Here is an 11,654-nt window from a genome sequence, read left to right on the forward strand (position 1 = left end):
ATTAACAACTCGCGCTAGTGTAATAAATGAAAATAGACTAAAATTATTCACTATATTTACCAAAATCAATATTACAATGCAGATTGCCCAGCTGCGAGCCTTGCTATAGAGACTCTATATGGCGAACATGAAACATAATCTAGACCTGAATCGTGAAAAAATTTTATTGATTCTGGATCACCTCCATGCTCTCCACAAACACCTAACTTAATGTTCGGGTTTGTTGATTTTGCTTTTTGCACGGCAAGTCTGATAAGTTGGCCAACTCCGTTTGTATCTATCGAAACAAACGGATCTTTCTGAAAAATCTTTTGTTCTAGATATGTTGGTAAAAACTTGGCACAGTCATCTCGAGAGATACCCATGACCATTTGTGTTAGGTCATTTGTACCAAAGCTACAAAAATCAACGAGTGGAGCTATTTTATCTGCTTCAAGAGCAAGTTTTGGTAGCTCTATCATAGTTCCGAACAAAAATTTAGCTTCAAAGTCGAACTGAGCCTGTACTTCCAAAGCCGTTTCACAAACAATTTTTTTAACTATTTGCAGCTCAGCTGCGTTCATAATAAGCGGCACCATTATTTCAGGAATAACATAGGTACTAGATTGCTGCGAAAATTGCCTCGCGGCAAGTAGAATAGCCTTCACTTGCATTGAATAGATTTCCGGATACGTAACAGCAAGCCTAGAACCTCTATGCCCAAGCATTGGATTTACTTCTTTTAATCTTGCAATCTCAGTTGCAACATAATCTAAACTATTGTCACTAGCTCCTGCAAATCTCTCTATTTCCTCATTTGTCAGTGGAAGAAATTCATGCAACGGTGGATCAAGCAATCTAATTACAATAGGCTTTTCCAGCATAATTTCAAAAAGATCAAGAAAATCCTGCTGCTGATACGGCAATAACATGTTAAGCGCTTTTACTCTTTCTTCTTTTTCTTTCGAAAGAATCATTTTGCGCATCCAAAATATTCTCTCAGACTGAAAAAACATATGTTCCGTTCTACATAGCCCTATTCCAAGCGCACCAAATTCTAAAGCTATTTTAGCATCTTGCTTAGTCTCAGCGTTTGCCATCACTGACATTTTAGCAAAGCTGTCTGCAATTTTTGTTATTCTTCTATATTCATTAGAAACGCCTTGTAAAACTGTTGCTACTTTACCTGCAATGATATCTCCATTCATTCCATTTATCGTGATCCAATCCCCTTCTTTAAGGATCGTAGTGCCGATCTTCAGCGTCCTCTTCTCTACATCTATTGTTATGCTAGATGCTCCACATACACACGGCTTTCCCATACTTCTTGCAACAACAGCTGCATGAGAAGTCATGCCACCACGTGCAGTTAGTATTCCGCAAGATGCGTTCATACCAGCAATATCTTCTGGACTAGTTTCATGCCTCACTAGTATTACACTTTTACCTCGTGACATATCTTCTGCCGCTTTTGATGAAAAAACAATCTGTCCGCTAGCAGCTCCAGGAGAAGCAGGAAGCCCTCTTGCAATCACTTTGCTTGTTTCATTTGGATCTATTACTGGGTGTATCAACTGCTCTATGTTTTTTGCACTAACTTTCATAAGAGCTTCTTTATCTGATAAAATTCTATCATCAACCATATCAAGAGCAATTTTGATATTTGCTTGAGCACTTCTTTTTCCAGTTCTAGTTTGTAAAATCCACAACTTTCCATCCTCAATTGTGAATTCTATATCCTGCATTTCTTTATAGTGTTTCTCAAGTTTCTCAGCTATTTTAATTAGATTAGAAAAAATTTGAGGCATTTTCTCCTCAAGTGATTCTATATCACTACCTCCAAACTCAGGTTTGCAACTAATGGAAATTGGCAATGGGGTATAGGTACCAGATACTATATCCTCCCCTTGAGCATTAGGCAAAAACTCACCAAATATTCTTTTCTCTCCATTTGATGGGCAGCGCGTAAACATTACACCAGTTGCACTGTTGTCACCAAAGTTACCAAATACCATTGCCTGTACATTCGCAGCTGTCCATATATCATCTGATATTGAATGAATAGCTCTATATTTCTTTGCTCTGTTACTATGCCAAGAGTCAAAAACTGCACACACAGCACCCCAAAGTTGTTCCCATGGGTCTTCTGGAAATTCTCTCCCTGTTCTTTTTATTATTAGATCTTTATATTCATCTATGATCTTATTCATTAATGTTGAATCAATATCTTGGTCTTGAGAGATGTTTTCCCTTCTTTTATTATTAAAGATTTTTTCAAATTCATATAAATCTATGCCAAGTACTACAGAAGAATACATTTGAATAAATCTTCTATAACTATCATACGCAAATCTTTCGTTCTTTGAGCTTGTAGCAAGTAACTTCACTGAACTATCGTTTAGCCCCAAGTTCAATATTGTATCCATCATACCAGGCATTGAGATTGCAGCACCAGACCTTACAGAAACGAGTAAGTTACTATTTGGTCCACCAAACCTTTTTCCAAGAGTATTTTCTAGATGAATAATTCCTTCAACGACTTGACTCTTTATCACATCCAACAAAGATCTGGAGTTCTGATAATATTCGAAACAAGCAGCTGTAGAAATAGTAAAACCAGGTGGTACTGGTATGCCAATCTTAAGCATTTCTGCAAGATTTGCACCTTTAGAACCAAGCAGAGACTTCATTGAGCAATCTCCGTCAATATGATTTTGACTAAATTTATAGACGTATTGAACAGTTTCTGGTTTCATCCAATTATTCTTCGTCTTAGATTGATTAATAAGTTAAGTTGGGATTCTAGCCGATATTATAATGAGGGTAAACTACAGCTCTCTAGTTGCTTAATTTAACTTTTTCACGTTTCACACATATACGTTGGACCCCAAAAAATCCTCACGCTAGCACTTATGAAGGCAGTACCATAATAAACACCAATTCTTCATTTACCTGCGGTATACATATAATCTCTTAGATCTCAGTATGAAAAACCTAGCTATTTAAACAATCGTGTACATCTAGTGTACCAGATATAAAGCACCAAACTCCTAGCACTTGTATACACATATCATTTGACTATTGCAAATATTTTTAATATAAGTCCATGACGCTTGTGAAATACTGAAAGGGGTGTGGATGTTAATGCGAAACTTATGTCTCATGCAAACTATTAGGTTTGTTGCGTTTGGATTTATTACGGATAAATTATGCGAGAGTATAATATTTGGTGCGATAAGGTCAGCTAATATATTCATTGCGGATTTATTACATGATATCGTAACTGGTAGATCTATCGTAAATAGTTATAAAGGGAATAATTTTCCTGCAAACACTGTACAGTGTAAAAAGCATGAAGAATATTCGCTTTCTGATTATTTAGAGCACCATGCATATGAAGTTGCAGATGGCTTTGCGATACGCGCATCAGCTGAGAAGGTAATAAGCTTATTACCAAATGCTTTTCTTGAAAGAGTGCCGTTATATAGGGTATTAGAATTTTTCTCTACTTCTCCATTTGAATCTGTGGAATATTTCAACTTAGGACCGCCAGATTTTATGCAACCTTATTATGACGAAATATATGAGAAGCCTCACACAGTTATGCATATGGTTGAAGCTATGTTAATGCCGTATTACAATGTATTATTTAAAGGAGAGCCTGCTGCTTGTGAATATGCTGAAACATTTGCATCAGTTTGGGATGATTTTTTGTTTGCAGCAGACTATTACAACATGCCGTTACAATTTGTAAAAAACAAATTTGAGGATCAAGGTATTTTATACCAAGATATATTAGTTACAAATCACACAGGTCATTGGATAGATGGTGAGTTATAAAAGTAAATAGTCTATGCCTTGAATTCTAAAACAATCTCTTGGAAAATGCTTCTACCATCTTATCACATAATCCAGGAAATAACTTAGAAAGCATCACAGAAAACGTTTTTGAGGCAAGCTCAATTTCAATATGAAAATCTACCTCCGTGTTATTCTCCGACACTTCCCTCAACTTCCAAGAAGTTTTTAAAAATTGAATAGTGGCAGATTCAAGCACCTCAGCAATCACAGATGCAACACTATATTTCACCATACCATGCTGATCATCCTCAATTACTCTTGGTGGAGACAAAAGAACTAATGAGGAATATTTCTGCGTTATAAAACCAAAACCAATATTAAGATCAGCAACTAATTTTTCCAGAATAACAGCATCAGACTTCTCATTACGCTCTATTACCTCTCGAGATATTATTTTACTCGCAGAACACCAAGGAATAAACTCATGGTACTTTTGAATATCTGATATCAAGCGATATACACTTTCTATATCACTATCTAAGCTTATTGTTTTTTGAAAAGTATGCATTAAACATTTTATTGCAAATTGACTAAAAATTTTTACTAAACAATGCAGTAACAATCACTACTTCGCAAATGCTTCTTCCCATGTTCCAGTGGTTGCAGCCCTTGTATACTCAGTCACCCTATTTTCAAAAAAATTAGTATGTTCTGGAGAATTAAGCATTTCGTCAAGCCAAGGTAACGGATTTTTCTCAACATTATATATTTGAGTCATCCAAAGCTGTTTTAATCTACGATCAGCTATATATCTGATATATAACTTAATATCACCAGATGACATACCTTCTATTGCGCCATCAAAGCCAAATGCTAGATCTATAAATGCATCTTCATGATGAACTATAGTTCTGCACGCTTCATATAAAAATTCATGAAGCTCAGGTACAAAAACTTCTGGATTTTCATGTACAAAAGTCCTGAAAAGCTTAATTATAGAGTCTGTATGCAAAGTCTCATCTCGCACAGACCAAGTAATTATCTGCCCCATACCTTTCATCTTGCCAAATCTCTGGAAGTTAAGCAGCATAGCAAATGAAGCAAAAAGTTGCAGTCCTTCTGTAAAAGCACCAAATACAGCTAAGGTCTTGGCTATCTCAAGCTTAGAATCGACATTAAAATTTTGCATATAATCATACTTATCCTTCATTTCTTTATATTTCATGAAGGCCTGGTATTCAACATCCGGCATCCCTATAGTATCGAGCAACTGAGAATAACCATCTATATGTATTGTCTCCATATTAGAGAATGCAGCCAACATCATCTGCACCTCTGTTGGCTGGAAAACTCTGGCATAATGCCTCATATAGCAATTATTCACTTCAATGTCAGCCTGGGTAAAAAATCTAAAAATTTGCGTAAGCAGATGTCTTTCATTCTCAGTCAGCTCATGCTTCCAATCCTGAACATCATCTGCCATTGGGACTTCCTCTGGTAGCCAGTGCAATTGCTGCTGCAGTTTCCAAGCGTCATACGCCCATGGATATTGAAATGGCTTATATATAGGAGCTGATGATAAAAGTGACATGTGATACAAGTAAATTTTTTAGTTAATGAAATAATGCAAATTATAAAACAATAAAATATAGGAGAGAAAACTTGAAACACTAAGTATAGTTGCATATTCTATGTATGATAAACATCAAATGCATGAGCTAAGCATATGCCATGCTTCAAATAATATAAAGACACACTGTAAAATTCGATTTCTTTTTTTCATTCTCACCAAATTGTTTAGGCAATTATACTCCTACTATATTTCCGCTGCAAACAAAAACAGTAATCATTTTACTCCTAAATGAATGAACGCAAGTATATAGGCTCAATAAACTTGATATCGCCACGATTTGCAAAATCTATCATGTTCGAACCCACATTATCATTGATAATTTTTTCATATGACAATAACGCTAAGCCATTTGCTGTTGGCATAATAACTTCTTTTAACCCGTACTTTTCTGGCTCACTATTATATAACGATCTATTGTGTAGTGAGTAATTACCAAATACTTCATAGCGCTGCGCAACTTCATTTAAGAAATCTATATCTACAATACATGGCTCCATAATTGACTTAAATTGATCTCCTAAATCAACCGTATTTTTAATACTGGAACTTATAAAGGACTGACAATAAAACTTGTCAAAACTTGCGTTTAAAGCAATGACCTTGAGTGGAAACTTCTTTGTATTATATTCTGACTCAAAAGCAACAACCTCAAGTGTACTGAAATATATCAATGGTATTTTAGAAACTATACATATTCCATATGCAGCAGCAAGACCTATCCTCACTCCTGTAAAGCCACCTGGCCCAATAGTAACAGATATATAATCTAAATCACTATATATTAAGTTTGCTTCGCTCAATAATTCCTCAATCATTAGTAAAAGCCTTTCTGCTTGCATTGAATAACGCTCTTCAAGCTTTGTTATATGTACACTTCCGTCTATCAACAACGTCACTGAGCAAGTACCAAAACATGTATCTAATGCTAAAATTTTCATAATAACCAACTCAATTTGGAAAGTGTTATATGTAAAAATACAATATACAAATATGTTATAGGATGCTTACAAATGACCGACTTCATCATATGAACACAGGAACTGCTGGAAAAATATACGCTAGAATTCAAAAACCAACGAACTTTTTTGTATTTAGCTAATATCAAAACTGTTATCTGCACTTGATCAAAACATTACATTCGCAAATATTGCCAATTTCTACCAAGCCATGATAAATTACTCTGCTATATAGCGCGAGTTGCCAATTAATATGAAGCATCTAAGCTACTAATTACCAGCAATGTGGATAAATAGATCTTTCATAAAATCATCAAAAAACAGTACCTTGATGCAAAAACCTTTTTCATATGTTATTTTTGTTTATTTTCAAAACCCTCAGCAACATATAGAGTGCTAAAAATCTACCACACGGCAATCAATTAATTGGCAACTCGCGTTATATAAATTGACAGATAAGTTTTCACCTTTCATTAGACTGATTCTTCAAACGCTTGTTACAGCGAACAATTGCTTTGTCGTATCCTAAGCCTTCATGAGAGATGCTTATGTACTTCTTTGTACAACTTCGGTGCTTCCCTAAGCTCCGTATACTCCTTGCACTTGCCGCACTAATACAAGTTTGAAGAAGAAGTCTATTAAACTTTTTCAATCTAATTCTTCTATTCTGAAGAATACAATAAATATAATATTTCGTGTTAGAGAATTGAGATTAAAATATTAGACATCTTTCGCGGACTCTACTTATGACAAGAATTTGTGCGTCGATTTTGTGTTCGCAGCTCCTCATATATACCAAATATACTCTTGTCTTGCCGTATCTAAATCTTCTACCACTTTTTTGCCAGAAGCTAGTTTCGAAAGAGGTCTATTTTCATTTCCAAGATAAACTTCAGAAATTTCATCCTCAAGTCAACTTTCATTATATCTTCTCTGACAGTAAAACCAACTCAGGCGACTTGCAAAAATTGTATTCTAACGATTATCTATTTTTTAGGATACATTTTTTGCAAAATTCTTAACGTTAAATAAATATTACTTTGCAAATCTTTATATACTTTCATCCTTAAACCTTTCACATCATTTCTAATCTACACTAATTCTTCAGAATGAACTAATTATACTAACGCGAATTACCGGCATTGCTAACCAAGAATAGATTTTGCTTTTAAATTCGCGTATATGTATACTGCCTTGATAGTAAGTTATATTGGAAGCATTATATATGTTAAGTTGTAAGCATTGTGGCAGCATAGGAAGCACAAAGAATGGCTATATTAAAGGTCGTCAGAGGTATAAGTGCCTAGAGTGTAAAAAGAGCTATAAGTCTGGAGATATGAGAGTAAAGTACAGCCTTAATAAAAAGATGAAGGTTGTTAGTATGTATCTGGAGGGAGTTGGAATTAGATCAATCGAGAGATTAGAAAAGGTCTCGAGTCCACTTATAATAAAGTGGATTAGAAAATTCTCAAAGCTTCTAAAACAAAGGCTGAATGATGTTACGATACCTGAGGATGCCAAGTAAATCTCAATTATTGAGCTGGATGAGCTTTTTAGTTATTGCCAAAAAAAACTAACAAAGTCTACATTTGGCTTGCTGTTGATAGGGACAGAAATAAAGTTGTTGATTTTGAAGTGAGCATTGTCAGGGATTTTGCATCCTATCTTCCGATTGCCATGCGATTACAAAGTAGCTACGAGATAGAGATATCATGCAGTGACCATTACGACGTTTATGAAAAATTTAGGATTGCTAAAAAACACTATTCTACTAAGGCAGAAACGTCTTTAGTGGAATCATTCAACTCATTAATACGGCACTATTTAGCCAGGTTTCATCGTAAAACCAAACGTTACAGTAAGGCCATAGATATGATCTATAACTCTATCCTAATGCTTTTTAATAAAGACTTGCTGATATCTATCTTTAGTTAGCAATGCCCATAGCTGTATCAAAGAATTCTTGTTTTATGTAGTTATATGTGATAGGGTTAACACCCTCGCCTTTAGGCGAACACTTTAGTATTATTATCTAGGAAATGTGCTAAGGGAGGACGAATGGAATATAGGAGAGGATCCCACAGCCTATATGACCTAAAGTATCATATAGTATTTTGATCATATAGTATTTTGTACTAAGTATAGGTATAGAGTTTTAACTGGGCAAGTTGCGATTAGAACTAGGGAAGTAATCCGAGAAACATGTGCTGCTAATTACATCAATTACTACCGGCTAAAGCGCGGTAGTAATTGATAATTAGTAACTCGTCTAAATATGATGCTGTTAACAGCACGATATACGAAAATTGAACCAGGAGCGATTTACCTAAAGTTTTTCGAAATATAAAATCAATTCAACTATTTCTGCATGTTAGACATGTTGCAGACTTACACTAAAGTGGCAAAACTTGTATATACACATCTTTGTCTTGCTGAAAAAATCTCCCATATATTTAAGTTATTAATCGGCAACTCAAGTGGTGCATGCAAGTTAAATAGCAACTCTTCACTTTACCCGCAGTATATAACATTTTCAGTCGAAAATAATATACCTTCAAAACTCTTAAAGTAGTTCAGCAAGATTCTTCGCAGCACTCTCACAAAAAAATCTACGATTTATTTTACTAGACGTTTTCAATTCACTCCTATTACTTAAAAATCTAAGAATTATATCACATAGCTTTGCACTACTAAACTCATCTTGAGGAATCAAGATAGCCCCCAAATTATCACGAATAAATATCGCATTATGGAATTGATGATTATCAGCTGCACTTGGAAATGGCACAAGTATCGATTGCTTTTGAAACAAAATTAACTCAAATACTGTTGCTGCTCCAGCTCTTGAAACTATCAAGTCATGTGTCGCAATTTTCCTCCCAATATCTTTAAAGAAAGTGCTTAACTCAACTCTTGCGCTTGTTTTGCTATAAAATTCATTAACATTTTCCATATCCTCTTGCCTAACCTGCTGAGTCACTGCAATCTGTTTTTGCTTATCAAGCGGTAGCAAACTAATAGCACTTGGAAAAATATCAGAAAATACCTTTGCTCCCTGACTTCCACCTATTACTAAAATAGAAAGAATGGAGTGATCAGCATCACTTTCTGTTTTTCCTAATATAGCACTGCTTTCAACTTCATCACCCGCAACAAGACTTGTGGTTGACTCTGCCTTATATTGTGTACTTCTTGCTATGTCAAGCAGCTCAGGCCGCATCGGCAAACCAGTGACAACAACTTTATTTAATACAGTACTTGGCAATCCAACAGTATCTGGAAAGGAGACAGCTAAACTCCTGCAAAAGTATGAAATTATCTTATTAGACTTTCCAAGGACAGAATTTTGTTCATGTACTACAACTGGAATCCTCATTAAAAAAGCAGCAAAAGCAGGAGCCAGAGACGCATATCCACCAAAACATACAACGCACCTAGGCTTTATAGCAACAAACAAATGGAGCAATCTCAAGCAATTCACAAATAAAAGTAAAATCTTTATGTATGAAGACAATAAAGTTGCCGAACTTACACTAAAGATCCTAAAAACTTTCGATACATCCACAATATCTTTTATAAAATTAAATCCTCGATCATCTATTGTAAATACTACATTAAACTTCTTTTCTATATGGCGCGAAAGAGCTTCAGCAGGATATACGTGACCACCAGTTCCACCTGTTACGATTACTACCGTATTTCTTTTATCAACTTTCATTTTACCATATAAGGAATTTGTGTTTCTATCCAAGCTATTTTGCCGTCTTTTCTACGGTATACAACACTTATCATTCCACTTTCTAAGTTAATGAATAACAACGTAGTTAAATCCATTAAATCCATATGCATAACAGCATCACTCACAGTCATTCTGAGTAATGGAGATTGTCTCTCTGCTACAACGATTGGACATTCATCCAAAACTTCATGATCACTTGCTGCAAGCACATATTTAATTGCCATTAGTTCATCAAGCACTTCAGGATCTCTAACACTGCGCACTTTATGCTTATCCTTGAAACGCTCTTTGTATTTTTGCAACTGCTTCTCTGCTTTCTGTATCGCACCATCTACACTATTATACGGATCTGCATCTTCGTTATTACTTTTTATTACAACGCCACGTCCAGTACCATCGTTCACTATAACGTTCGAGTGAAACATACTGTTATTTTTAGAAATTGTAACATGAGCACTAATTGCGTTCTCAAAGTATCTCTTAACTCTGGACTTTAGGCTTTCTTCTACATGAACACGCAATGAATCACCTATACTAATATGTTTTCCGGTTATTATGACTTCCATCTGTATTTTCTCCAAACATTAAAAATCTTTGATCACAAGTAGTATATATTTGTCATACTTTTCAAAATTAGCGTCTTTAAAATGCTCCTTATGTATTTTGTATACAAAACAAATTACTGATTAATAACTAAAAGTGTATGGCAGATTTTTCGACAACACAAAGAGATGCATATATACAAATTTTGTCAATTTAGTAATGACTTACAACATATCTGCCATACAAAGATCGTTGAATTTATACATTTTGAAAATTTTAGGAAGGTCACTCCTGACTCAATTTTCGCACATATCTAGAGGAGTTGCCAATTAAATTATTTTATAATTAACAATTCGCGTTTCTTAGCTCTTTTTAAAGTCTAAGTTTGTATGTATATAATAAAGTATCAATTACTACCGGCTAAAGCGCGGTAGTTTGTGTAACGCTTGCAAAGCAGATTAAAAGCGTAAACGCTAAAACTCTGATATTCTAAAATCATCTTTTTTGTGATGTTCCTCATGCTGTTCTATATATTTTTGCACTTCTTCTGAATTCACATTGCCAACTGTCACAACAAAATACCCTCTGGCCCAAAGATGTTGTCCCCCAATACCGCTTACGGAGCAGTGCAAATTCCTGTAGCAACTTACGACTACTTATACCTTTAATATATTGCACAGCTTTAGATATTGATATACTAGGCGGAACCAATGCTAATATATGTACGTGATCAGGACTCATACTGCCACTAATTATATTTATGTAATTAGCAGCACATATTTCTCGGATTACTTCCCTAGTTCTAATCGCAACTTGCCCAGTTAAAACTCTATACCTATACTTAGTACAAAATACTATATTATACTTTAGGTCATATAGGCTGTGGGATCATCTCCTATATTCCATTCGTCCTCCCTTAGCACATTTCCTAGATAACTAATACTAAAGTGTTCGCCTAAAGGCGAGGGTGTTAACCATATCACATATAACTACATAAATCAGG

The 11,654-nt window shown here is 34.9% G+C and carries 10 protein-coding genes and 1 pseudogene; 4 read left to right on the top strand and 7 right to left on the bottom strand.

What is annotated here, in order from left to right:
- Positions 1-71: 71 nt before the first annotated feature.
- On the bottom strand, positions 72-2,735 hold the full coding sequence (gene ppdK / locus AACK98_RS05045) for a pyruvate, phosphate dikinase (protein WP_339040465.1): 2,664 nt from the start codon (positions 2,733-2,735) through the stop codon (positions 72-74).
- Positions 2,736-3,141: 406 nt separating this feature from the next.
- On the opposite strand from ppdK, the gene AACK98_RS05050 reads away from it, so the two are divergent.
- Positions 3,142-3,819, top strand: a complete 678-nt coding sequence (locus AACK98_RS05050) for a hypothetical protein (protein ID WP_339040467.1) — start codon at positions 3,142-3,144, stop codon at positions 3,817-3,819.
- 25 nt (positions 3,820-3,844) lie between these two features.
- On the opposite strand, the gene AACK98_RS05055 is transcribed toward AACK98_RS05050, so the two are convergent.
- The 3 genes from AACK98_RS05055 to tsaB all read right to left on the bottom strand — a co-directional run bounded on the left by AACK98_RS05055 (position 3,845) and on the right by tsaB (position 6,351).
- Positions 3,845-4,402 carry a type II toxin-antitoxin system RatA family toxin gene (locus tag AACK98_RS05055; protein ID WP_339040469.1) on the bottom strand — a complete coding sequence of 186 codons (558 nt, stop codon included), beginning with the start codon at positions 4,400-4,402 and terminating at the stop codon, positions 3,845-3,847.
- Between the two features lie 3 nt (positions 4,403-4,405).
- The gene (locus AACK98_RS05060) at positions 4,406-5,371 is read right to left on the bottom strand and encodes a ribonucleotide-diphosphate reductase subunit beta (RefSeq protein ID WP_339040471.1); all 966 of its coding nucleotides are present in this window, start codon (positions 5,369-5,371) and stop codon (positions 4,406-4,408) included.
- A 266-nt stretch (positions 5,372-5,637) separates the two neighbouring features.
- Positions 5,638-6,351: a tRNA (adenosine(37)-N6)-threonylcarbamoyltransferase complex dimerization subunit type 1 TsaB gene (gene tsaB / locus AACK98_RS05065; protein WP_339040473.1), complete on the bottom strand. Its 714-nt coding sequence runs from the start codon at positions 6,349-6,351 to the stop codon at positions 5,638-5,640.
- Between the two features lie 1,243 nt (positions 6,352-7,594).
- On the opposite strand from tsaB, the gene AACK98_RS05070 reads away from it, so the two are divergent.
- The 3 genes from AACK98_RS05070 (at position 7,595) to AACK98_RS08265 (ending at position 8,623) form a co-directional block, all read left to right on the top strand.
- On the top strand, positions 7,595-7,894 hold the full coding sequence (locus tag AACK98_RS05070) for a hypothetical protein (RefSeq protein WP_339040224.1): 300 nt from the start codon (positions 7,595-7,597) through the stop codon (positions 7,892-7,894).
- 35 nt (positions 7,895-7,929) lie between these two features.
- The gene (locus tag AACK98_RS05075) at positions 7,930-8,304 is read left to right on the top strand and encodes an IS1 family transposase (RefSeq protein ID WP_339040222.1); all 375 of its coding nucleotides are present in this window, start codon (positions 7,930-7,932) and stop codon (positions 8,302-8,304) included.
- Positions 8,305-8,491: 187 nt separating this feature from the next.
- The gene (locus AACK98_RS08265; RefSeq protein WP_410520025.1) at positions 8,492-8,623 is read left to right on the top strand and encodes a transposase; all 132 of its coding nucleotides are present in this window, start codon (positions 8,492-8,494) and stop codon (positions 8,621-8,623) included.
- A 309-nt stretch (positions 8,624-8,932) separates the two neighbouring features.
- On the opposite strand, the gene AACK98_RS05080 is transcribed toward AACK98_RS08265, so the two are convergent.
- The 3 genes and pseudogenes from AACK98_RS05080 to tnpA form a co-directional block, all read right to left on the bottom strand.
- Positions 8,933-10,087: a UDP-N-acetylglucosamine--N-acetylmuramyl-(pentapeptide) pyrophosphoryl-undecaprenol N-acetylglucosamine transferase gene (locus tag AACK98_RS05080; protein WP_339040475.1), complete on the bottom strand. Its 1,155-nt coding sequence runs from the start codon at positions 10,085-10,087 to the stop codon at positions 8,933-8,935.
- Positions 10,084-10,674, bottom strand: a complete 591-nt coding sequence (gene hpf / locus AACK98_RS05085; protein ID WP_339040477.1) for a ribosome hibernation-promoting factor, HPF/YfiA family — start codon at positions 10,672-10,674, stop codon at positions 10,084-10,086. The genes AACK98_RS05080 and hpf overlap by 4 nt, the downstream gene beginning before the upstream one ends.
- A 493-nt stretch (positions 10,675-11,167) precedes the next feature.
- Positions 11,168-11,527, bottom strand: a pseudogene (gene tnpA / locus AACK98_RS05090) (IS200/IS605 family transposase); the annotation flags it as partial.
- Positions 11,528-11,654 lie beyond the last annotated feature (127 nt).

Origin of the sequence: Candidatus Lariskella endosymbiont of Hedychridium roseum, assembly GCF_964020185.1 — a bacterium.
In the GTDB taxonomy this organism is placed as follows: Bacteria; Pseudomonadota; Alphaproteobacteria; order Rickettsiales; family Midichloriaceae; genus Lariskella.

What these genes read in the sequence shown, in the direction of transcription:
- ppdK (WP_339040465.1), bottom strand. Translation starts at nt 2,735, where the DNA reads ATGAAACCAGAAACTGTTCAATACGTCTATAAATTTAGTCAAAATCAT.
- AACK98_RS05050 (WP_339040467.1), top strand. Translation starts at nt 3,142, where the DNA reads ATGCAAACTATTAGGTTTGTTGCGTTTGGATTTATTACGGATAAATTA.
- AACK98_RS05060 (WP_339040471.1), bottom strand. Translation starts at nt 5,371, where the DNA reads ATGTCACTTTTATCATCAGCTCCTATATATAAGCCATTTCAATATCCA.
- tsaB (WP_339040473.1), bottom strand. Translation starts at nt 6,351, where the DNA reads ATGAAAATTTTAGCATTAGATACATGTTTTGGTACTTGCTCAGTGACG.
- AACK98_RS05070 (WP_339040224.1), top strand. Translation starts at nt 7,595, where the DNA reads ATGTTAAGTTGTAAGCATTGTGGCAGCATAGGAAGCACAAAGAATGGC.
- AACK98_RS05080 (WP_339040475.1), bottom strand. Translation starts at nt 10,087, where the DNA reads ATGAAAGTTGATAAAAGAAATACGGTAGTAATCGTAACAGGTGGAACT.
- hpf (WP_339040477.1), bottom strand. Translation starts at nt 10,674, where the DNA reads ATGGAAGTCATAATAACCGGAAAACATATTAGTATAGGTGATTCATTG.